We start from the raw sequence: 22,882 nt of genomic DNA, 5'->3' as shown, positions 1-22,882 counted from the left end.
CTTTAAGATTCAGGAGCGTAGTGCATGGAGTTTAGTGTAAAAAGCGGTAGCCCGGAGAAACAGCGGAGTGCCTGCATCGTCGTGGGCGTCTTCGAACCACGTCGCCTTTCTCCGATTGCAGAACAGCTCGATAAGATCAGTGATGGGTACATCAGCGCCCTGCTGCGTCGGGGCGAACTGGAAGGAAAACCGGGGCAGACCCTGTTGCTGCACCATGTGCCAAATGTGCTCTCCGAGCGCATCCTCCTTATTGGTTGCGGCAAAGAACGTGAGCTGGATGAGCGTCAGTACAAGCAGGTTATTCAGAAAACCATTAATACACTGAATGATACTGGTTCAATGGAAGCGGTCTGTTTCCTGACCGAGCTGCACGTCAAAGGTCGCAACAACTACTGGAAAGTGCGTCAGGCGGTCGAGACGGCAAAAGAGACGCTCTACAGCTTTGACCAGCTGAAAACAAACAAGACCGAGCCGCGTCGTCCGCTGCGTAAGATGGTCTTCAACGTGCCAACCCGCCGCGAACTGACCAGCGGTGAGCGCGCGATCCAGCACGGTCTGGCGATTGCCGCCGGGATTAAAGCAGCAAAAGATCTTGGCAATATGCCACCGAATATCTGTAACGCCGCTTACCTCGCCTCTCAGGCGCGCCAGTTGGCTGACAGCTACAGCAAGAATGTCATCACCCGCGTTATCGGCGAACAGCAGATGAAAGAGCTGGGGATGCACTCCTATCTGGCAGTTGGTCAGGGTTCACAAAACGAATCGCTGATGTCGGTGATTGAGTACAAAGGTAATGCGTCAGAAGATGCGCGCCCGATTGTGCTGGTGGGTAAAGGTTTAACCTTCGACTCCGGCGGTATCTCGATCAAGCCTTCAGAAGGCATGGATGAGATGAAGTACGATATGTGCGGCGCAGCAGCGGTCTACGGCGTGATGCGGATGGTCGCGGAGCTGCAACTGCCGATTAACGTTATCGGCGTGCTGGCAGGGTGCGAAAACATGCCAGGCGGTCGTGCCTATCGTCCGGGTGATGTGTTAACCACCATGTCCGGTCAAACCGTTGAAGTACTAAACACCGATGCCGAAGGCCGTCTGGTGCTGTGCGATGTGTTAACTTACGTTGAGCGTTTTGAGCCGGAAGCGGTAATTGACGTAGCGACGTTGACCGGTGCCTGCGTAATCGCGCTGGGTCATCACATCACCGGCCTGATGGCGAACCATAATCCGCTGGCCCATGAGCTGATTGCCGCGTCTGAACAGTCTGGCGACCGCGCATGGCGTTTACCGCTGGGTGATGAGTATCAGGAACAGCTGGAATCCAATTTTGCTGATATGGCGAACATTGGCGGGCGTCCTGGCGGGGCGATTACCGCAGGTTGCTTCCTGTCGCGCTTTACCCGTAAGTACAACTGGGCGCACCTGGATATCGCGGGAACCGCATGGCGTTCTGGAAAAGCAAAAGGCGCAACCGGTCGTCCGGTAGCGTTGCTGGCACAGTTCCTGTTAAACCGCGCCGGGTTTAACGGCGAAGAGTAATTGCATCAGGCGATGTTGTTCTTGTCGGATGCGGCGTGAACGCCTTATCCGACCTACACAGAGCACCGAACTCGTAGGCCTGATAAGACGCGACAGCGTCGCATCAGGCAATGCTGTGTATTACAAGATGCATATTTAAATCCACCACAAGAAGCCCATATATGAAAAACGCGACGTTCTACCTTCTGGACAATGACACCACCGTCGATGGCTTAAGCGCCGTTGAGCAACTGGTGTGTGAAATTGCCGCAGAACGTTGGCGCAGCGGTAAGCGCGTGCTTATCGCCTGTGAAGATGAAAAGCAGGCTTACCGGCTGGATGAAGCCCTGTGGGCGCGTCCGGCAGAAAGCTTTGTACCGCACAATTTAGCGGGAGAAGGACCGCGCGGCGGTGCGCCGGTGGAGATCGCCTGGCCGCAAAAACGTAGCAGCAGCCCGCGCGATATATTGATTAGTCTGCGAACAAGCTTTGCAGATTTTGCCACCGCTTTCACAGAAGTGGTAGACTTCGTTCCTTATGAAGATTCTCTGAAACAACTGGCGCGCGAACGCTATAAAGCCTACCGCGTGGCTGGTTTCAACCTGAATACGGCAACCTGGAAATAATGGAAAAGACATATAACCCACAAGATATCGAACAGCCGCTTTACGAGCACTGGGAAAAGCAGGGCTACTTTAAGCCTAATGGCGATGAAAGCCAGGAAAGTTTCTGCATCATGATCCCGCCGCCGAACGTCACCGGCAGTTTGCATATGGGTCACGCCTTCCAGCAAACCATCATGGATACCATGATCCGCTATCAGCGTATGCAGGGTAAAAACACCCTGTGGCAGGTCGGTACTGACCACGCCGGGATCGCTACCCAGATGGTCGTTGAGCGCAAGATTGCCGCAGAAGAAGGTAAAACCCGTCACGACTATGGCCGCGAAGCCTTCATCGACAAAATCTGGGAATGGAAAGCAGAATCCGGCGGCACCATTACCCGTCAGATGCGTCGTCTTGGCAACTCCGTAGACTGGGAGCGTGAACGCTTCACCATGGACGAAGGTCTGTCCAATGCGGTGAAAGAAGTTTTCGTTCGTCTGTATAAAGAAGATCTGATTTACCGTGGTAAACGCCTGGTAAACTGGGATCCGAAACTGCGTACCGCCATCTCTGACCTGGAAGTGGAAAACCGCGAGTCGAAAGGCTCAATGTGGCACATCCGCTATCCGCTGGCTGACGGCGCGAAGACCGCAGATGGTAAAGATTATCTGGTGGTTGCGACCACCCGTCCGGAAACCCTGCTGGGCGATACCGGCGTGGCTGTTAACCCGGAAGATCCGCGTTATAAAGATCTGATTGGCAAATATGTCATTCTGCCGCTGGTTAACCGTCGTATTCCGATCGTTGGCGACGAACACGCCGACATGGAAAAAGGCACCGGCTGCGTGAAGATCACTCCGGCACACGACTTTAACGACTATGAAGTCGGTAAACGTCACGCCCTGCCGATGATCAACATCCTGACCTTTGACGGCGATATCCGTGAAAGCGCCCAGGTATTCGATACCAAAGGTAACGAATCCGACGTTTATTCCAGCGAAATCCCGGCAGAGTTCCAGAAACTCGAGCGTTTTGCTGCGCGTAAAGCAGTCGTTGCTGCGGTTGACGCACTCGGCCTGCTGGAAGAAATTAAACCGCACGACCTGACCGTTCCTTACGGCGACCGTGGCGGCGTGGTTATCGAACCGATGCTGACCGACCAGTGGTACGTTCGTGCCGACGTGCTGGCGAAACCGGCGGTTGAAGCAGTTGAGAACGGCGACATTCAGTTCGTACCGAAGCAGTACGAAAACATGTACTTCTCCTGGATGCGCGATATTCAGGACTGGTGTATCTCTCGTCAGCTGTGGTGGGGTCACCGAATCCCGGCATGGTACGACGAAGCGGGGAACGTTTATGTTGGCCGCAACGAAGATGAAGTGCGTCAGGAAAACAACCTGAGCGCGGATGTCGCGCTGCGTCAGGACGAAGACGTTCTCGACACCTGGTTCTCTTCCGCGCTGTGGACCTTCTCCACGCTCGGCTGGCCGGAAAATACCGACGCCCTGCGTCAGTTCCACCCGACCAGCGTGATGGTTTCTGGCTTCGACATCATCTTCTTCTGGATTGCCCGCATGATCATGATGACCATGCACTTCATCAAAGATGAAAATGGCAAACCGCAGGTGCCGTTCCACACTGTTTACATGACCGGCCTGATTCGTGACGACGAAGGCCAGAAGATGTCCAAATCCAAGGGTAACGTTATTGACCCGCTGGATATGGTCGACGGTATTTCGCTGCCTGAACTGCTGGAAAAACGTACCGGCAACATGATGCAGCCGCAGCTGGCGGACAAAATCCGTAAGCGCACCGAGAAGCAGTTCCCGAACGGCATTGAGCCGCACGGTACTGACGCCCTGCGCTTCACCCTGGCGGCGCTGGCTTCTACTGGTCGTGACATCAACTGGGATATGAAGCGTCTGGAAGGTTACCGTAACTTCTGTAACAAACTGTGGAACGCCAGCCGCTTTGTGCTGATGAACACAGAAGGTCAGGATTGCGGCTTCAACGGCGGCGAAATGACGCTGTCGCTGGCGGATCGCTGGATTCTGGCGGAGTTCAACCAGACCATCAAAGCGTACCGCGAAGCACTGGATAGCTTCCGCTTCGATATCGCTGCAGGCATTCTGTATGAATTCACCTGGAACCAGTTCTGTGACTGGTATCTGGAGCTGACCAAGCCGGTAATGAACGGCGGAACCGAGGCCGAGCTGCGCGGTACTCGCCATACGCTGGTTACGGTACTGGAAGGTCTGCTGCGCCTCGCGCATCCGATTATTCCGTTCATCACCGAAACTATCTGGCAGCGCGTAAAAGTGCTTTGCGGCATCACCGCTGACACCATCATGCTGCAGCCGTTCCCGCAGTACGATGCATCTCAGGTTGATGAAGCCGCACTGGCCGATACCGAGTGGCTGAAACAAGCGATCGTTGCGGTACGTAACATCCGTGCGGAAATGAACATCGCCCCGGGCAAACCGCTGGAGCTGCTGCTGCGTGGTTGCAGTGCGGATGCAGAGCGTCGCGTGAATGAAAACCGTGGCTTCCTGCAAACGCTGGCGCGTCTGGAAAGCATCACCGTGCTGCCTGCCGATGACAAAGGTCCGGTTTCCGTTACTAAGATCGTCGACGGCGCAGAGTTGCTGATCCCGATGGCAGGCCTCATCAACAAAGAAGATGAGCTGGCGCGTCTGGCGAAAGAAGTGGCGAAGATTGAAGGTGAAATCAGCCGTATCGAGAACAAGCTGGCGAACGAAGGCTTTGTCGCCCGCGCACCGGAAGCGGTCATCGCTAAAGAGCGTGAGAAGCTGGAAGGCTATGCAGAAGCGAAAGCGAAGCTGATTGAACAGCAGGCTGTTATCGCTGCACTGTAATCAATGCAGTAAAGAAAACGAAGGCCGGATCATACTCCGGCCTTTTTATTTAGATAAACGGAACATACGGCATAATACCGCGAGAAATCCACATTAACGGACCGCTATCCTGCGGTTTGTCATCATTGGTTAACTCCAGCGAATCAAGGTCACCCTGAACGTGGGTATTGTTGGCAATCCAGCTAATCATCCACATTTTCAACCAGGGGTAAGCCAGGCCACAGGTGATTGAGGCTCCCATTAATACTGCAAACATGCGCAGAAGCATACCGAACGTGGTAATGGACGAATGAAAACGAATTGTTCCATTTGCCAGCGTTAAATTATTCAGAAACAGATTGCGTAACGTGACATAGAGATAACTGGAAAACACAAGAATCGCAACAAAATACAGGAAGTAGGAAGCCGTAATCTGCGGGTAATATTGCAATACAAGCTCACCTCCTGCATCAGACTGCCCCAACATGCTCATCATTATTAACTGCTGGAATACTGGCGCAATCATAATACCAATCACAATGATGAAAGGAGCCATAGTTAATATTGCGAGTGTACATCCTTTAATGCATTCTTTTACGTTTACCTGAATAGAAAATTTATTAATGCCAAAAGTTGCATTATTACCCAGCAATGGCATCCATTTACTATAGGTTATACCATGGACAACACCCAGCCCGATGGCAGAAAGCAAACTTAACGCGACTAAGTTAAAGAATAATCCTCCTATCGATGTCGTCACTTGCGCAATAAGATACAGTGCGAACCAAAAAGCTAACGCCAACAGAACAGGCAGACCTAACATGACCCACCATGCACGGAGCATCGAGCAGTTAAAGCCAAAGCGAATGCCATTCAGTGAGGTCATGTTCGCCTGATATTGCAGACTCTTCACTGCCATGCAAGGAATACCGCAGATCAAGAGAGCAAACAGGAGAAAACCAAGAACAAAGTGCTGGCCTGAAAAACAAGAAATACTGAGAAGATAAACGACCATAATAAGGAACATGCTAACGAAAATGGCACCACCAGTTCCCTTATAACTAAATGGTTGCCCATTGAGTGTCACATGTTGATAAATATAACGACGGCATTTCACCAATGCCCACGGCCCATATATTCCCAGAGTAATAATTGTCAGTAAAAAATTCACAAGACAAATAAGAAAATACTCACCACCTTTGCCTGTAAAAACAAATGAGTGACGAGAATTATCTTTCCCGACGTTTACACCATTCATGAATCATATCCCTAAAATAAATTCCATTCATATAGATAATAATCCCAGTAAATTGATACTGGTACGCCTAGAATACGCTTTCTCAAAGAGATATATGCTTAATATTTTCTGATTTATCTTCTTCTTGCACCGCATAAGCGAGGGTGGTATTAAAGTGAGCTATAAATCATACATTTGAAATTGAGCTATGCTATGAATGTTGTCGCTTCTCCCGCGCTCCGTTTGCGCAAACTTACTGCCGCCGATAATCCCGCCATCGCCAGCGTCATCCGCCAGGTATCCGCAGAATACGGTCTTACCGCTGATAAAGGCTACACCGTCGCCGATCCCAATCTCGACGAATTGTATCAAGTGTATAGTCAGCCTGGTCATGCGTATTGGGTAGTTGAACACAATGGCGAAGTGGTGGGCGGCGGCGGGATTGCGCCATTAGCAGGTAGTGAATCGGACATTTGCGAACTGCAAAAGATGTATTTTCTTCCTGCTATTCGCGGTAAAGGACTGGCGAAAAAACTGGCCTTAATGGCGATGGAGCAGGCGCGAGAAATGGGCTTCAAACGCTGCTATCTGGAAACGACCGCTTTTTTAAAAGAAGCGATTGGTTTGTATGAACATTTAGGTTTTCAACATATCGATTACGCACTTGGTTGCACGGGCCATGTCGATTGTGAAGTGCGGATGCTGCGTAAACTCTAAAAAAATGCCCGCTAGTGTGTACTAGCGGGCATTTTAATCAATTAATTAGTGACGAACACCGTCATCGTCTTCGTCGACATAATCTTCATCGTCGCCGTCTTCGCCGTTAGGATCTTCAAAGTAAGTGCCCCAACCGTCGTATTCAACGTCGAATTTCTCTGCCAGGTTCATCAATTGCTCAACCTGGGCGTCGATAAGATCGGCATTCAACGCGCATTCGCTGAGGATGTCACAGCAAATTACGATATCGCCATCTTCCACTTCCAGCTCTTCAGGATCGGTCACTTCGTAACCGAGTTTAAACGCTTCAACCGCTGCTTTTTCCAGGGTTTCCAGATCGTCTGCGGAAAGGTGATGTTCGATGGTGTACAGCGCGTCCGGATCGCTGCCATCTTCCAGTAATTCTTCAATAATCAAACGCGTTTCTTCACGCTGTTCTTCCAGTTGTTCCGGGTTTGCCATGGCTCATTCCTCTTAATGTCCTGCCGATACTCTTATTGTCACACACCACTGACATTGCCTCCACCTTTGTGACAAAGATTTATGTTTTAGGCTTGCAAATGAATAATCATCCATATAAATTGAATTTTAATTCATTACAGCGTTAGCCACTGGAGGGATCTATGTCCGGGTTTTATCATAAACATTTCCTGAAATTACTCGATTTCACACCAGCTGAACTCAACAGCCTGCTGCAATTAGCTGCGAAGCTGAAAGCCGATAAGAAAAGCGGTAAAGAAGAAGCCAGACTCACAGGTAAAAATATCGCGCTCATCTTCGAAAAAGACTCGACTCGTACCCGATGCTCTTTCGAAGTTGCCGCATATGACCAGGGCGCACGTGTCACTTATCTCGGCCCCAGCGGCAGCCAGATTGGCCATAAAGAGTCGATTAAAGATACCGCCCGCGTACTTGGTCGCATGTATGACGGTATTCAGTATCGCGGCTATGGTCAGGAGATTGTCGAAACGCTGGCGGAATATGCAGGTGTTCCGGTATGGAACGGCCTGACCAATGAGTTTCATCCTACACAGCTTCTGGCGGATCTGCTGACCATGCAGGAGCATTTACCAGGTAAAGCTTTCAATGAGATGACGCTGGTTTATGCCGGAGATGCACGCAACAACATGGGTAACTCAATGCTGGAAGCTGCGGCGTTGACCGGTCTGGATTTACGCCTGGTAGCGCCACAAGCGTGCTGGCCGGAAGCTTCGCTGGTTACGGAATGCCGCGCCCTGGCGCAGCAAAATGGCGGGAATATTACGCTGACAGAAGATATCGCAGCAGGCGTTAAAGGGGCCGACTTTATTTACACCGATGTGTGGGTGTCGATGGGGGAAGCTAAAGAGAAATGGGCAGAACGTATTGCATTGCTGCGTGATTATCAGGTGAATAGCAAAATGATGCAGTTGACCGGTAATCCAGACGTCAAGTTTCTGCACTGCCTGCCCGCGTTTCATGACGACCAAACGACGCTAGGTAAAAAGATGGCAGAAGAGTTTGGCCTGCACGGTGGGATGGAAGTGACGGATGAGGTCTTTGAATCTGCCGCCAGTATTGTTTTTGATCAGGCGGAAAACCGCATGCATACCATCAAAGCGGTAATGGTTGCGACGCTCGCCCAATAACGCCAGTACCGGAGGCGGCGTAACGTCGCCTCCAGCATAATCCACTTACGCCATCAGCATTTTCACAACCGCTTTGCGAACCTGGGCTGGCTCGCCCACTGCGCATAGTGGCTTGTGTACTTCACCCGGATAGAACACGACAAAGTCGCCTTCATTGAGGATAACTGTTTTCTCCTCAACACCTTCTGGCAAAAAGGCGATGTCTTTATCGGCTAACCAATCGGTATCCGGCGTGCCCGCAGGTTGTGTGCTGAAGGTCATGCCTTCCTGCCCTTTTAGTACAATCTGAATATCGAGATAGCGGGCATGGTACTCCGCACGGCGTGCTTCATACGGCTCGGTCATATCTTCAGAGATAAGATAAAACAGGCGGTTGCCTTCGATGTCGTGCTTACCTTTTGGCGTTTCTGCCGTAACGTGCGCTTTAATATACTCAATCGCCTGGCGTAACTCTTCCGGTAACCATTGCTGGAGATTATGAATATTTCCGATGATCATTTTTTCATTCCCTCAATTAAAACATCGTTTCATTTCTCTTGTTATACGTAATTCCTTACTGCCATACCAGCATTTTTTGCCGCCTGATTGCGCCAGCGCATATTTTTCCACCCACATTCCCCCCCCAAATTCATTTCGTTATAAATTCAAATTTGAAGCATATAAATTCACAACAATCGTTTACCTGGGGAATTTCTTGCATTAATCGCTTGATCCCACTTTCTGGCTGAGTATAATGCCGGACAATTTGCCGGGAGGATGTATGGTTCAGTGTGTTCGACATTTTGTCTTACCGCGTCTGAAAAAAGACGCTGGCCTGCCGTTTTTCTTCCCGTTGATCACCCATTCCCAGCCCCTCAATCGAGGGGCTTTTTTTTGCCCAGGCGTCAGGAGATAAACATGGCTAATCCGCTATATCAAAAACACATCATTTCCATAAATGACCTTAGTCGCGATGACCTTAATCTGGTGCTGGCGACAGCGGCGAAACTGAAAGCAAACCCGCAACCAGAGTTGTTGAAACATAAAGTGATTGCCAGTTGCTTCTTCGAAGCATCAACCCGCACCCGCCTCTCTTTCGAAACCTCGATGCACCGCCTGGGCGCTAGTGTGGTGGGATTCTCTGACAGCGCAAACACCTCACTGGGAAAAAAAGGTGAAACGCTGGCTGATACCATCTCGGTTATCAGCACTTACGTCGATGCAATTGTGATGCGCCATCCACAGGAAGGTGCGGCGCGCCTGGCGACTGAGTTTTCCGGCAATGTGCCGGTGCTGAACGCCGGTGATGGTTCCAACCAACATCCGACGCAAACCTTGCTGGATCTGTTCACCATTCAGGAAACCCAGGGACGTCTGGACAATCTTCGCGTCGCAATGGTCGGCGACCTGAAATATGGTCGCACCGTTCACTCCCTGACTCAGGCGTTAGCGAAGTTCGACGGCAACCGTTTTTACTTCATCGCGCCGGACGCGCTGGCAATGCCGCAGTACATTCTGGACATGCTTGATGAAAAAGGGATCGCCTGGAGCCTGCATAGTTCCATTGAAGAAGTGATGGCGGAAGTGGACATTCTGTATATGACCCGCGTGCAAAAAGAACGCCTGGATCCGTCCGAATACGCCAACGTAAAAGCGCAGTTTGTCCTGCGCGCCAGCGATCTTCACAACGCCAAAGCCAATATGAAAGTGCTGCATCCGCTGCCGCGTATTGATGAAATTGCGACGGATGTCGATAAAACGCCGCACGCCTGGTACTTCCAGCAAGCAGGCAACGGGATTTTCGCTCGCCAGGCGTTACTGGCGCTGGTTCTGAATCGCGATCTGGTACTGTAAGGGGAAATTGAGATGACACACGATAATAAATTGCAGGTTGAAGCTATTAAACGCGGCACGGTAATTGACCATATCCCCGCCCAGATCGGTTTTAAGCTGTTGAGTCTGTTCAAACTGACCGAAACGGATCAGCGTATCACCATCGGTCTGAACCTGCCTTCTGGCGAGATGGGGCGCAAGGATCTGATCAAGATCGAAAATACCTTTTTGAGTGAAGATCAGGTAGACCAACTGGCGCTGTACGCACCGCAAGCCACGGTAAATCGTATCGACAATTATGAAGTGGTTGGTAAATCACGCCCCAGCCTGCCGGAGCGCATCGACAATGTGCTGGTCTGCCCGAACAGCAACTGTATCAGCCATGCCGAACCGGTTTCTTCCAGCTTTGCAGTGCGAAAACGCGCCAATGACATCGCGCTCAAATGCAAATACTGCGAAAAAGAGTTTTCCCATAATGTGGTGCTGGCCAATTAATTGCGGTTGGTAATAAAAGTCTGGCTCCCTATAATGAGCCAGACTTTTTACCGCTGTAATAAAGGAGAAATCATGAGCAAAACTATCGCTACGGAAAATGCACCGGCAGCTATCGGACCTTATGTTCAGGGCGTTGATCTGGGCAGTATGATCATCACCTCCGGTCAGATCCCGGTAAACCCGAAAACTGGCGAAGTACCGGCAGACGTAGCAGCACAAGCGCGTCAGTCACTGGATAACGTGAAAGCTATCGTGGAAGCGGCTGGCCTGAAAGTGGGCGACATCGTTAAAACCACCGTGTTTGTGAAAGATCTGAACGACTTCGCAACCGTAAATGCGACTTACGAAGCCTTCTTCACCGAACACAACGCTACCTTCCCGGCACGTTCTTGCGTTGAAGTTGCTCGTCTGCCAAAAGACGTGAAGATTGAGATCGAAGCGATCGCTGTTCGTCGCTAATCTCTGTCAGAAAGATAATCCAGGAATCGCGCCTGGATTATCTGATTCAACCACGGAGGGTTGAAGATGGCTAAATCCCGTTTCACGAATGAACAAATTGCTGAAATTTTACAGCGGTCAAAAGAAGGTACGTCTAATAAGGAGCTATGTGAACACTATCAATTTAGTATTAGCACGCTGCGGCGCTGGCAAGAACAGCACGCTGAAGGCATCAGAAGCGAATTAAAAAAAATAGAATCCAAAGCGCAAATCGTCTTTCTGCTTTTCTTTGCTGTCTCCATTATACTCACGCTTATATTTGGCAAACCAACAGGTGGATGGGTAATACCGCCTTTATTACTTTATTGTGTTTATTATATCCGCCTGTATCGCAACATCTCCTCCAGACACATTAAAAAAGAAGACATCTTTCTCTCTCGTTCGGTAAATAAAAGCTATAGCGCCCTTTATAATTTGAGCTGGACGTTTATTTGTTTTTTTATTTTTGCAGTAATTTATTTTTTTGTTCAGGTCTTTTCGTAGGAGACTGACCAGTAAGAATATTTATCGATCAGTCTCAGCACTCACTTATTGCCAGCCGTAACGACGGCTATAAAATCCTTTCACTAACTGGGTTAACGTCATATACCCTGCCAGAATCGCAATCAGCCACGGGAAATAGCTTAACGGCAGCGCCTGCAGTTGCAGATAACTGGCCAGCGGCGAAAACGGTAACGCGATCCCGACAATCATCACGATCACGGTCATGATCATTAATGGCCACGATGCGCAGCTCTGAATAAACGGTACACGGCGGGTACGGATCATATGCACAATCAGCGTTTGTGACAGTAACCCCACCATAAACCAGCCCGACTGGAACAGCGTTTGCGTTTCCGGCGTGTTGGCATGAAATACCCACCACATCAGGCAAAACGTCAGAATATCGAAGATCGAACTGATCGGTCCGAAGAAGATCATAAAGCGTCCCAGATCCGCCGGATTCCAACGCTGCGGCTTTTGAATTTGCTCATCGTCTACGTTATCAAACGGGATCGCCACCTGTGACACATCATACAGCAGGTTCTGAATAAGCAAGTGTAACGGCAACATCGGCAGGAAGGGCAAAAAAGCACTCGCCACCAGCACGCTGAACACATTACCGAAGTTAGAGCTCGCCGTCATTTTGATGTATTTCAGCATATTGGCGAAAGTGCGACGTCCCTCAATAACCCCCTCTTCCAGCACCATCAGGCTTTTTTCCAGCAGAATGATATCCGCTGCTTCACGGGCAATATCTACCGCGCCGTCCACAGAAATGCCGATATCCGCAGCACGTAAGGCGGGCGCATCATTAATACCATCGCCCATAAAGCCAACCACATGCCCTTCGCGCTTCAGCAACGTTACGATGCGTTCTTTATGCATCGGCGTCAGGCGGGCAAACAGCGTGGTACGCTGCGCGAGACTTGCCAGTTCGTTGTCAGTTAGAGTTTCAATATCACTACCAGTAACCACCTCTCCCGCGTCCAGTCCCACTTCATGGCACACTTTCGCCGCCACTAACTCACTGTCGCCAGTGAGGATTTTTACGGTAATGCCACTCGCTTTTAATGCCTTCAGTGCCGGAGCGGTTGTCTCTTTGGGCGGATCAAGGAAAGCAATATATCCTTCGAGGATCAGGTCGGATTCATCTGCCCGCTGGTAATCCCCTTCACGCGCCGGCAGGTATTTCGTCGCCACCGCTACCACTCGCAGCCCCTGACGATTCAGCGTATCAGTAACCCGCTTAATCTTACGCAGCATGGTGTCATCGAGCGGCACAATCTCGCCATTGTGACGTACCTGCGAACACACATTGAGGATTTCCTGCAATGCGCCTTTGCACACCAGTTGATGGTGTTCGGTATTTTCTGCCACTACCACCGACATCCGGCGACGCTCAAAATCAAACGGTATCTCATCAATTTTCTGCCAACGGCTGGCCAGCGAGCGCGCCGACTCTTCATCCGTACCTTCGAGCACCGCTGTATCAAGCAGGTTTTTAAGCCCGGTCTGGTAATGGCTGTTCAACCACGCGCTATGCAGCACGCGTTCGCTGGTTTTACCGGAGATATCGGTATGATTCTCCAGCACAATTTTATCCTGCGTCAGGGTGCCGGTTTTATCGGTACACAGAATATCCATAGCGCCAAAGTTCTGAATGGCATCCAGATGTTTGACGATCACTTTCTGTTTCGACAGCTTTACTGCGCCACGCGCCAGCGTTGAGGTGACAATCATCGGCAACATTTCCGGCGTCAAACCTACCGCTACCGAAAGCGCGAACAGCGCCGCTTCCCACCAGTCGCCTTTGGTGTAACCGTTGATCAACAGCACCACCGGCGCCATCACCAGCATAAAGCGAATCAGCAGCATACTGACGCGGCTGATCCCTTGCTGAAAGGCATTCGGCTCACTTTCCTGCTCACTGACACGCCCCGCCAGTTGACCAAACCAGGTGTTGCCACCTGTGGCAATCACCATCGCTTGTGCCGTGCCGCTCACCACTGTGGTGCCCATAAAACACAGGGTGTCACACTCCAGCGGATTGCTGTGATCCGGCTGGCGCGTGGTCGCGTTTTTTTCAACGGGCAGAGACTCACCGGTTAACGACGCTTGAGCGACGAACAGATCCCGCGCCTGCAAGATACGTAAATCTGCCGGGATCATATCCCCCGCCGCCAGTTTAATAATATCGCCGGGCACCAACTGGTCGAGCGGGATCTCCAGCCAGCCATTTTCGCCTTTGTCATTAATTACGCGCAGCACCGTCGCGGTATTACTGACCATCGCTTTCAGGGCATCTGCCGCTTTGGTGGAACGTGCTTCCTGAATAAAGTTCAGCAACGTAGAAATAGCCACCATTAACGCGATAACGCCAGCGGCAAATAAATCTTCCGTGGCGTAAGAAATACCGCCAAGGATCGTGAGCAAAATATTAAATGGGTTGCGATAGCAGACCCACAAATGTACCCACCACGGTGACGGCTGTTGCGCAGGTAATTTATTTTCGCCATGTTTTTCACGGGCAACTTCCACTTCCGCCTGATTCAACCCTTCCGGGTGGGTGTCGAACGTTTTCCATAATTCTTCTTCTGGCATCACCGCCATTTTCAGGCAATGCGCGCTTAAGGAAGGCGGGATTGGTGCATTCGCTGTCTGCTGCGCCCCCGGTAGCGGATCGCGACGGATCAGACGGGAAGGTAAATGGCGAATGAGCCGGGTAAAAATTTCTTTAAACATAGAGAGTCCCTCCGCGCTGTCAGGAACAGTGCAGAAATATCTTCAGGCGTGGCGAAGCCTTACCTGAAGGTAATAAAACTGAGCAGGGACGTTAAAACGTCACGGCCTTACGCATCCGGTAACGCCGTGAAAAGACAGGCTTACCGGAAAAGTTTTAATCTCCGTCGAGGGAGAGGCGTGGGATCAGGTTCCATATAACCTCCGGTAAGTGAATAAATAGCGCCGCGAATCCAATAATATTCGTAGCATTTATGCCGATATAATACCTGTCGGCAACTAAACAAACGATAAACCAGACTTTGCCCATTGCTGAATGCGAGGGTAAAGTTAGTCTCTAATAATTAAACAACAAGTTACGGGATAACAGGATGCAAAATCGGCTGACCATCAAAGACATCGCGCGCTTGAGCGGCGTGGGAAAATCCACTGTTTCCCGGGTGCTGAATAACGAAAGCGGCGTGAGCCAGCGTACGCGCGAGCGTGTTGAAGCGGTGATGAATCAGCATGGATTTTCCCCTTCCCGCTCTGCGCGCGCCATGCGTGGGCAAAGCGATAAAGTGGTCGCCATCATCGTGACCCGCCTGGATTCGCTCTCAGAAAATCTCGCGGTTCAGACCATGCTGCCGGCATTCTATGAACAGGGTTACGACCCCATCATGATGGAAAGCCAGTTTTCACCACAATTAGTTGCCGAACATCTGGGCGTTTTGAAACGTCGTAATATCGACGGCGTGGTACTGTTTGGTTTTACTGGCATAACCGAAGAGATGTTGGCCCACTGGCAGTCATCGCTGGTGCTGCTGGCACGCGACGCAAAGGGCTTTGCTTCTGTCTGTTATGACGACGAAGGGGCGATCAAAATCCTGATGCAACGACTGTATGACCAGGGGCATCGCAATATCAGTTATCTCGGCGTACCGCACAGCGACGTGACGACCGGTAAACGACGTCACGAAGCCTATCTGGCGTTCTGCAAAGCGCATAAACTGCATCCCGTCGCCGCTCTGCCTGGCCTCGCCATGAAGCAAGGTTATGAGAACGTGGCAAAAGTTATTACCCCTGAAACCACCGCGTTGCTGTGCGCAACTGACACGCTGGCACTTGGCGCAAGTAAATACCTGCAAGAGCAACGCATCGATACCTTACAGCTGGCGAGCGTTGGTAATACACCGTTGATGAAGTTCCTCCATCCGGAGATCGTCACCGTTGACCCAGGCTACGCAGAAGCCGGACGCCAGGCGGCCTGCCAGTTGATTGAGCAGATAACCGGGCGCAGCGAACCGCAACAAATCATCATCCCCGCCACCCTGTCCTGATCGTTTCCTGAACGATAAATTGTGATCTTCGCCGTGTTTCGGGAACGTTCCCATTTTTAATTTTTCCTTCCCACTATATTCTGCCGTCAACCAAATATGTCATCTGCCACGGGGCCTTATGATGAGCAAAGTGAACCAAACGGATATCGATCGGTTGATTGAACTGGTCGGCGGGCGCGGCAATATCGCGACGGTCAGCCACTGTATTACTCGCCTGCGCTTTGTCCTCAACCAACCAGCCAATGCCAGACCAAAAGAAATTGAACAACTCCCCATGGTGAAAGGCTGTTTCACCAATGCAGGACAATTTCAGGTGGTGATTGGCACCAACGTTGGCGATTACTACAAAGCGTTATTGGCAACGACTGGTCAGGCGCAGGTCGATAAAGAGCAGGTGAAAAAAGCCGCCAGGCAGAATATGAAATGGCATGAGCAGTTGATCTCCCATTTCGCGGAGATCTTCTTCCCATTGCTGCCCGCGCTGATTAGCGGCGGTTTGATCCTCGGTTTTCGCAATGTTATCGGCGATCTGCCGATGAGCAACGGCCAGACGCTGGCGCAAATGTACCCTTCCCTGCAAACGATCTACGATTTTCTGTGGTTGATCGGTGAGGCGATCTTCTTCTACCTGCCGGTTGGGATTTGCTGGTCGGCGGTGAAAAAGATGGGCGGCACGCCGATCCTTGGTATTGTGCTTGGCGTAACGCTGGTTTCTCCACAACTGATGAACGCCTATCTGCTCGGGCAGCAGGTGCCGGAAGTGTGGGACTTTGGCATGTTCAGTATTGCGAAAGTAGGTTATCAGGCGCAAGTGATCCCGGCGCTGTTAGCCGGGCTGGCGCTGGGCTTTATTGAAACTCGCCTTAAGCGCATCGTGCCGGATTATCTCTATCTGGTGGTTGTACCGGTCTGCTCGCTGATCCTCGCAGTGTTCCTCGCCCATGCGCTGATTGGTCCGTTTGGTCGCATGATTGGCGATGGCGTTGCCTTTGCAGTACGTCACCTGATGACCGGCAGCTTTGCTCCGATTGGCGCAGCGTTGTTTGGCTTCCTCTATGCGCCGCTGGTCATTACCGGCGTACACCAGACCACGCTTGCCATTGATATGCAGATGATTCAAAGCATGGGCGGTACGCCAGTCTGGCCGCTGATTGCCCTTTCGAATATTGCTCAGGCGTCGGCAGTGGTAGGAGTTATTATCGCCAGCCGTAAACAGAACGAGCGGGAAATTTCGGTTCCAGCGGCGATCTCCGCTTATCTTGGAGTCACTGAGCCGGCAATGTACGGCATCAACCTGAAATATCGCTTCCCGATGCTGTGCGCGATGATTGGTTCCGGTCTGGCAGGGTTGCTCTGCGGCCTGAACGGCGTTATGGCGAATGGCATCGGCGTCGGTGGCCTGCCTGGTATTCTCTCCATTCAGCCGAGCTACTGGCAGGTATTTGCGCTGGCCATGGCTATCGCCATCATCATCCCGATTGTGCTCACCTCGTTTATCTACCAGCGAAAACACCGCCTGGGCACGCTGAACATTGTTTAATTTTCTTCGGGGCGCACTTGCGCCCCCTCGCATTTGCAGGAATGACGTAATGACTAATCTTCCCCACTGGTGGCAAAACGGCGTTATCTACCAGATTTATCCAAAGAGTTTTCAGGACACCACGGGCAGCGGCACCGGCGATCTGCGAGGAGTCACTCTGCGCCTCGACTACCTACAAAAACTGGGCGTCGATGCTATCTGGTTGACACCTTTTTATGTCTCCCCACAGGTCGATAACGGTTACGACGTAGCGAACTATACGGCGATTGATCCCACCTACGGTACGCTGGACGATTTTGACGAACTGGTGGCGCAGGCGAAATCGCGCGGTATTCGCATTATCCTTGATATGGTGTTTAACCATACTTCTACCCAACACGCCTGGTTTCGCGAGGCACTGAACAAAGAAAGTCCTTACCGTCAGTTTTATATCTGGCGTGATGGCGAACCAGGAATACCACCGAATAACTGGCGTTCTAAATTCGGCGGCAATGCCTGGCGCTGGCACGCAGAAAGCGAACAGTATTATTTGCATCTGTTTGCACCAGAACAGGCCGATCTCAACTGGGAAAACCCAGCAGTACGCGCAGAACTGAAAAAAGTCTGTGAGTTTTGGGCCGATCGCGGGGTAGACGGGCTGCGCCTGGATGTGGTGAATCTGATTTCCAAAGACCAGAACTTCCCCAACGATCTGGATGGCGACGGGCGTCGCTTCTACACCGACGGGCCACGAGCACACGAGTTTTTGCACGAAATGAACCGCGATGTCTTTACGCCACGCGGATTAATGACTGTGGGTGAAATGTCCTCCACCAGCCTTGAACATTGCCAGCGATACGCGGCACTGACAGGCAGTGAATTGTCGATGACCTTTAATTTTCATCACCTGAAGGTCGATTACCCCGGCGGTGAAAAATGGACGCTGGCTAAACCTGACTTTGTGGCGTTAAAAACATTGTTCCGCCACTGGCAACAGGGAATGCACAACGTTGCGTGGAATGCTTTGTTCTGGTGTAACCACGATCAGCCGCGCATTGTTTCTCGCTTTGGCGATGAAGGTGACTACCGTGAGCCTGCGGCAAAAATGCTGGCGATGGTACTGCATGGTATGCAGGGAACACCGTATATCTACCAGGGTGAGGAGATTGGCATGACTAATCCGCATTTCACGCGCATTACCGATTACCGCGACGTGGAGAGCCTCAATATGTTTGCCGAGCTGCGCAACGATGGGCGTGACGCCGAAGAGCTATTGGCAATCCTCGCCAGTAAATCCCGCGATAACAGCCGCACGCCAATGCAATGGAGCAACGGCGATAACGCAGGGTTTACTACCGGCGAGCCGTGGATTGGTCTGAGTGATAACTATCGCGAAATCAACGTGGAAGCTGCGCTGGCCGATGAATCCTCAGTGTTTTACACCTACCAGAAGTTAATCACGCTGCGTAAACAAGAACCCATTCTGACATGGGGCAATTACCAGGATCTCCTGCCAAACAGCACTGTATTGTGGTGCTATCGCCGTGAATGGCTGGGGCAAACTTTATTGGTGATAGCCAACCTTAGCCGTGACGTGCAGCCCTGGCAACCAACGCAAATCAGCGGCGACTGGCAACTATTAATGCATAACTATGAAGAAGCCGCCTCTCAACCGGGAGCCATGACATTGCGACCTTTTGAGGCTGTCTGGTGGTTGCAGAGATAATTCTTCTCCAGGCCCCGGTAAAGCGAGTATTTCCGGGGCCTTACCTGTCAGAGCGTTGTTTTTGTTGGTTTTTTGAACAGAAAATTATTAAAAAATTTACACATCGCTGTAGCGCCCGTCATCCGTACACTCTGCTTTTTACTTTGAGCTAAATCAAAAAAACCTCAAACATCCTTAATGCAAAGCACTATATATAGACTTTAAAATGCCTCTCAACCCAATATGTTGTATCCGTCGACTATACTTGCACCAAGACACACGCCAACAAAGCCGACAAAATTGTGGATAAAGCGGATTGGGATTGCAGTAACTCCCCGTAAAAAGAGCTAAATAAAGCGGGGCGCACTTCCCAACTTTCTGTGTATAACCTGTTCTTAAAAATATGGAGCGATCATGACACCGCATGTGATGAAACGAGACGGCTGCAAAGTGCCGTTTAAATCAGAGCGCATCAAAGAAGCCATTCTGCGTGCAGCTAAAGCAGCGGAAGTCGATGATGCAGATTATTGTGCCACTGTTGCCGCCGTCGTCAGCGAGCAAATGCAAGGCCGCAACCAGGTCGATATCAACGAAATTCAGACCGCAGTTGAAAACCAGCTGATGTCAGGCCCGTACAAACAACTGGCTCGTGCTTACATTGAGTACCGTCACGATCGCGACATCGAACGTGAAAAACGCGGTCGCCTGAACCAGGAGATCCGTGGTCTGGTCGAGCAAACCAACTCTTCGTTGCTCAATGAAAACGCCAACAAAGACAGCAAGGTAATTCCAACCCAACGCGACCTGCTGGCTGGTATTGTTGCTAAACACTATGCGCGTCAGCACCTGTTGCCGCGTGACGTGGTGCAGGCGCATGAGCGTGGCGATATTCACTACCACGACCTCGATTACTCGCCGTTCTTCCCGATGTTCAACTGCATGTTGATCGACCTGAAAGGTATGCTGACCCAGGGCTTTAAGATGGGGAACGCCGAGATCGAACCACCGAAGTCGATCTCCACTGCCACCGCAGTAACTGCGCAGATTATAGCCCAGGTTGCCAGCCATATTTATGGCGGCACCACCATTAACCGTATCGACGAAGTTCTGGCTCCGTTTGTCACCGCCAGCTACAACAAGCACCGTAAAACGGCGGAAGAGTGGAGCATCCCGGACGCCGAAGGCTACGCCAACTCTCGTACCATCAAAGAGTGCTACGACGCCTTCCAGTCGCTGGAGTACGAAGTAAACACCCTGCACACCGCCAACGGTCAAACACCGTTTGTAACCTTTGGCTTTGGTCTGGGCACCAGCTGGGAGTCGCGCCTGATTCAGGAATCCATCCTGCGTAACCGTATCGCTGGCCTGGGTAAAAACCGCAAAACCGCCGTGTTCCCGAAACTGGTGTTTGCGATTCGCGATGGCCTGAACCATAAAAAAGGCGATCCGAACTACGACATCAAACAGCTGGCGCTGGAGTGCGCAAGCAAGCGCATGTATCCGGATATCCTGAACTACGATCAGGTAGTGAAAGTCACCGGTTCGTTTAAAACCCCGATGGGCTGCCGCAGCTTCCTCGGCGTGTGGGAAAATGAAAACGGCGAGCAGATCCACGATGGTCGTAACAACCTCGGCGTGATCAGCCTGAACCTGCCGCGTATTGCTCTGGAAGCAAAAGGCGATGAAGCCACCTTCTGGAAGCTGCTGGATGAACGTCTGGTGCTGGCACGTAAGGCGCTGATGACCCGTATCGCTCGTCTCGAGGGCGTGAAAGCGCGCGTGGCTCCAATCCTTTATATGGAAGGTGCCTGCGGTGTACGCCTGAATGCCGACGATGATGTTTCTGAAATCTTCAAAAACGGCCGTGCGTCTATTTCGCTGGGTTACATCGGTATCCACGAAACCATTAACGCGCTGTTCGGCGGCGAGCATGTTTATGACAACGAGCAGCTTCGCGCGAAAGGTATTGCGATTGTTGAACGTCTGCGTCAGGCGGTTGATCAGTGGAAAGAAGAGACTGGCTACGGTTTCAGCCTTTACAGCACGCCAAGTGAAAATCTGTGCGACCGCTTCTGCCGTCTCGATACCGCTGAGTTTGGCGTGGTGCCGGGCGTGACCGATAAAGGTTACTACACCAACAGTTTCCACCTTGATGTGGAGAAAAAGGTGAACCCGTACGACAAGATCGACTTTGAAGCACCTTACCCGCCGCTGGCTAACGGTGGTTTCATTTGCTACGGCGAGTATCCAAACATTCAGCACAACCTGAAGGCGCTGGAAGATGTCTGGGATTACAGCTATCAGCATGTACCGTATTACGGCACCAATACGCCGATCGATGAATGCTATGAATGTGGCTTTACCGGTGAGTTTGAGTGCACCAGCAAAGGCTTCACCTGCCCGAAATGTGGTAACCATGACACCTCCCGTGTGTCGGTAACTCGCCGCGTGTGCGGATATTTAGGTAGCCCGGATGCGCGTCCGTTTAACGCCGGTAAGCAGGAAGAAGTTAAGCGCCGCGTTAAACATTTGGGTAATGGGCAGATCGGTTAAGCCTTCCCCCCCTCACCCTAACCCTCTCCCTCAGGGAGAGGGGACCGTTCCGTGCCCCTTCTTGACTCCCGACATAATGAGTTGCCTCTAGCCAGTTGGTGTCGTCGCAAGGTGGCAAATGCGTAAGCCTCAGAGGACTTCGCCCCGTACGCACCAGAGCAGTCATGGCGTCAATTGAGAAGCGAAAATGAATTATCATCAGTACTATCCTGTCGACATCGTCAACGGCCCCGGCACTCGCTGCACTCTGTTTGTCTCCGGGTGTGTTCATGAATGCCCCGGTTGCTATAACAAAAGCACCTGGCGGGTAAATTCCGGTCAGCCATTTACCAAAGCAATGGAAGACCAGATCATCAACGATCTGAATGACACTCGTATCAAACGCCAGGGTATTTCCCTCTCCGGCGGCGATCCGCTGCATCCGCAAAACGTGCCGGACATTTTAAAACTGGTACAACGCATCCGCGCCGAGTGTCCGGGTAAAGATATCTGGGTGTGGACAGGCTATAAACTCGACGAACTCAACACTGCGCAAATGCAGGTTGTTGATTTGATTAACGTGCTGATCGACGGCAAATTTGTGCAGGATTTAAAAGACCCTTCCCTGATCTGGCGCGGCAGCAGCAATCAGGTGGTGCATCATTTGCGTTAATCACTCATCCAGCCGTTTAGTCGCGTCTTCATAAACGGCTGAGTTCTCTCTCTTACCAATAGCTATCACCAACACGAGCAACTCTTTATCGTTAACCTGATAAACCAAGCGATATCCCAGTGTGTGCAGCTTAATTTTGTAGCAGTCCGGTAAATCCCGCAGTTTAGCCGATGGATTGCGCGGTCTTTTCAGCACATCCTCAAGCTTTTTTTTAAATTGTTCCCGGACTGTCACGCCCAGTTTTTGCCACTCTTTCAGCGCCCGCAGATCAAAAGCCAGCTCATAGTTCATCCAGTCGGACCTTAATGGCCTCTTGTGGGTTGGCCAGTCGTTCCCTGACAGTGCGTAACAAGGCTTCTTCACTATCACTGACAGTGAGCGTTTTTACCGGCATTCGTCCATTTTCCGCAACGTATTGAAACAGCAGCCGCACTGCTTCAGTAGGCGTGATATTTAATTTTTCCAGCACCGCATAAGCCTCATTTTTCAGTTTGTCATCCAGGCGGACGTTAAGTGTGGCCATTATGCCTCCGGTAATTATGAAAAGTGT

21 protein-coding genes and 1 pseudogene are annotated in these 22,882 nt (G+C 51.2%); 15 read left to right on the top strand and 7 right to left on the bottom strand.

Annotation, left to right across the window (positions count from 1 at the left end):
• Window positions 1–24: 24 nt before the first annotated feature.
• The 3 genes from pepA to valS all read left to right on the top strand — a co-directional run bounded on the left by pepA (window position 25) and on the right by valS (window position 4,996).
• Window positions 25–1,536 carry a leucyl aminopeptidase gene (gene pepA, locus C3D30_RS01390; protein ID WP_000397162.1) on the top strand — a complete coding sequence of 504 codons (1,512 nt, stop codon included), beginning with the start codon at window positions 25–27 and terminating at the stop codon, window positions 1,534–1,536.
• A gap of 161 nt (window positions 1,537–1,697) precedes the next feature.
• Entirely contained in the window at window positions 1,698–2,141 is a 444-nt protein-coding gene (holC, locus tag C3D30_RS01385; protein ID WP_000786399.1) for a DNA polymerase III subunit chi, read from the top strand.
• Window positions 2,141–4,996 carry a valine--tRNA ligase gene (gene valS / locus C3D30_RS01380; protein ID WP_016160003.1) on the top strand — a complete coding sequence of 952 codons (2,856 nt, stop codon included), beginning with the start codon at window positions 2,141–2,143 and terminating at the stop codon, window positions 4,994–4,996. The genes holC and valS overlap by 1 nt, the downstream gene beginning before the upstream one ends.
• Before the next feature lie 49 nt (window positions 4,997–5,045).
• Here valS and C3D30_RS01375 read toward each other — a convergent pair whose 3' ends face one another.
• The gene (locus C3D30_RS01375; protein WP_001014715.1) at window positions 5,046–6,233 is read right to left on the bottom strand and encodes a YjgN family protein; all 1,188 of its coding nucleotides are present in this window, start codon (window positions 6,231–6,233) and stop codon (window positions 5,046–5,048) included.
• A gap of 192 nt (window positions 6,234–6,425) precedes the next feature.
• On the opposite strand from C3D30_RS01375, the gene C3D30_RS01370 reads away from it, so the two are divergent.
• Window positions 6,426–6,929 (top strand): GNAT family N-acetyltransferase, encoded by a 504-nt coding sequence (locus tag C3D30_RS01370; RefSeq protein WP_010353854.1) that lies wholly within the window; start codon window positions 6,426–6,428, stop codon window positions 6,927–6,929.
• Window positions 6,930–6,974: 45 nt separating this feature from the next.
• Here the strand turns inward: C3D30_RS01370 and rraB are convergent, their stop codons facing one another.
• Entirely contained in the window at window positions 6,975–7,391 is a 417-nt protein-coding gene (rraB, locus tag C3D30_RS01365) for a ribonuclease E inhibitor RraB (protein WP_000002947.1), read from the bottom strand.
• Between the two features lie 161 nt (window positions 7,392–7,552).
• Between rraB and argF the strand changes: the two genes are divergently transcribed.
• Window positions 7,553–8,557 (top strand): ornithine carbamoyltransferase, encoded by a 1,005-nt coding sequence (gene argF, locus C3D30_RS01360; RefSeq protein ID WP_000012938.1) that lies wholly within the window; start codon window positions 7,553–7,555, stop codon window positions 8,555–8,557.
• Window positions 8,558–8,602: 45 nt separating this feature from the next.
• Here the strand turns inward: argF and tabA are convergent, their stop codons facing one another.
• On the bottom strand, window positions 8,603–9,055 hold the full coding sequence (gene tabA / locus C3D30_RS01355) for a toxin-antitoxin biofilm protein TabA (protein ID WP_000583474.1): 453 nt from the start codon (window positions 9,053–9,055) through the stop codon (window positions 8,603–8,605).
• A gap of 262 nt (window positions 9,056–9,317) precedes the next feature.
• On the opposite strand from tabA, the gene pyrL reads away from it, so the two are divergent.
• From pyrL to C3D30_RS01330, 5 genes are all read left to right on the top strand, one after another.
• Window positions 9,318–9,452, top strand: a complete 135-nt coding sequence (gene pyrL, locus C3D30_RS01350; protein ID WP_001296693.1) for a pyr operon leader peptide — start codon at window positions 9,318–9,320, stop codon at window positions 9,450–9,452.
• Window positions 9,453–9,454: 2 nt separating this feature from the next.
• Window positions 9,455–10,390: an aspartate carbamoyltransferase gene (gene pyrB / locus C3D30_RS01345; RefSeq protein ID WP_000013052.1), complete on the top strand. Its 936-nt coding sequence runs from the start codon at window positions 9,455–9,457 to the stop codon at window positions 10,388–10,390.
• 12 nt (window positions 10,391–10,402) lie between these two features.
• Window positions 10,403–10,864, top strand: coding sequence for an aspartate carbamoyltransferase regulatory subunit (pyrI, locus tag C3D30_RS01340; RefSeq protein WP_000148581.1), 462 nt, complete (start codon window positions 10,403–10,405; stop codon window positions 10,862–10,864).
• A gap of 72 nt (window positions 10,865–10,936) precedes the next feature.
• On the top strand, window positions 10,937–11,323 hold the full coding sequence (locus C3D30_RS01335) for an enamine/imine deaminase (protein WP_000047542.1): 387 nt from the start codon (window positions 10,937–10,939) through the stop codon (window positions 11,321–11,323).
• Between the two features lie 66 nt (window positions 11,324–11,389).
• Window positions 11,390–11,845 carry a transposase gene (locus C3D30_RS01330; protein WP_001130090.1) on the top strand — a complete coding sequence of 152 codons (456 nt, stop codon included), beginning with the start codon at window positions 11,390–11,392 and terminating at the stop codon, window positions 11,843–11,845.
• 45 nt (window positions 11,846–11,890) lie between these two features.
• Here C3D30_RS01330 and mgtA read toward each other — a convergent pair whose 3' ends face one another.
• Both mgtA and mgtL read right to left on the bottom strand, forming a co-directional pair.
• A complete protein-coding gene (gene mgtA, locus C3D30_RS01325; RefSeq protein WP_105286359.1) occupies window positions 11,891–14,587 on the bottom strand; it encodes a magnesium-translocating P-type ATPase in 2,697 nt (898 codons plus the stop codon).
• A gap of 140 nt (window positions 14,588–14,727) precedes the next feature.
• Window positions 14,728–14,781 (bottom strand): mgtA regulatory leader peptide MgtL, encoded by a 54-nt coding sequence (gene mgtL / locus C3D30_RS01320; protein WP_001387276.1) that lies wholly within the window; start codon window positions 14,779–14,781, stop codon window positions 14,728–14,730.
• Between the two features lie 171 nt (window positions 14,782–14,952).
• On the opposite strand from mgtL, the pseudogene treR reads away from it, so the two are divergent.
• The 5 genes and pseudogenes from treR to nrdG form a co-directional block, all read left to right on the top strand.
• Window positions 14,953–15,903: pseudogene (gene treR / locus C3D30_RS01315) on the top strand (trehalose operon repressor TreR); the annotation flags it as partial.
• Between the two features lie 118 nt (window positions 15,904–16,021).
• Window positions 16,022–17,443 carry a PTS trehalose transporter subunit IIBC gene (treB, locus tag C3D30_RS01310; RefSeq protein ID WP_016159997.1) on the top strand — a complete coding sequence of 474 codons (1,422 nt, stop codon included), beginning with the start codon at window positions 16,022–16,024 and terminating at the stop codon, window positions 17,441–17,443.
• A 49-nt stretch (window positions 17,444–17,492) separates the two neighbouring features.
• The gene (treC, locus tag C3D30_RS01305) at window positions 17,493–19,148 is read left to right on the top strand and encodes an alpha,alpha-phosphotrehalase (RefSeq protein WP_105286358.1); all 1,656 of its coding nucleotides are present in this window, start codon (window positions 17,493–17,495) and stop codon (window positions 19,146–19,148) included.
• Window positions 19,149–19,541: 393 nt separating this feature from the next.
• Window positions 19,542–21,680, top strand: a complete 2,139-nt coding sequence (gene nrdD, locus C3D30_RS01300; RefSeq protein WP_000187803.1) for an anaerobic ribonucleoside-triphosphate reductase — start codon at window positions 19,542–19,544, stop codon at window positions 21,678–21,680.
• A gap of 187 nt (window positions 21,681–21,867) precedes the next feature.
• Complete coding sequence (gene nrdG, locus C3D30_RS01295) at window positions 21,868–22,332, top strand: anaerobic ribonucleoside-triphosphate reductase-activating protein (RefSeq protein ID WP_105286357.1); 465 nt, start codon at window positions 21,868–21,870, stop codon at window positions 22,330–22,332.
• Here the strand turns inward: nrdG and C3D30_RS01290 are convergent, their stop codons facing one another.
• Together C3D30_RS01290 and C3D30_RS01285 are read right to left on the bottom strand one after the other, a co-directional pair.
• Window positions 22,333–22,623 carry a type II toxin-antitoxin system RelE family toxin gene (locus tag C3D30_RS01290; RefSeq protein WP_001105430.1) on the bottom strand — a complete coding sequence of 97 codons (291 nt, stop codon included), beginning with the start codon at window positions 22,621–22,623 and terminating at the stop codon, window positions 22,333–22,335.
• A complete protein-coding gene (locus C3D30_RS01285) occupies window positions 22,613–22,855 on the bottom strand; it encodes a type II toxin-antitoxin system RelB/DinJ family antitoxin (protein WP_000212715.1) in 243 nt (80 codons plus the stop codon). Before C3D30_RS01285 ends, C3D30_RS01290 begins: the two co-directional genes overlap by 11 nt.
• Between the last annotated feature and the right edge of the window lie 27 nt (window positions 22,856–22,882).

It is taken from the genome of Escherichia sp. MOD1-EC5433 (assembly GCF_002966005.1).
In the GTDB taxonomy this organism is placed as follows: domain Bacteria; phylum Pseudomonadota; class Gammaproteobacteria; order Enterobacterales; family Enterobacteriaceae; genus Escherichia; species Escherichia ruysiae.
The sequence above is the reverse complement of the archived record's forward strand: the minus strand, read 5'-3'. Positions and strand labels throughout refer to the sequence as shown.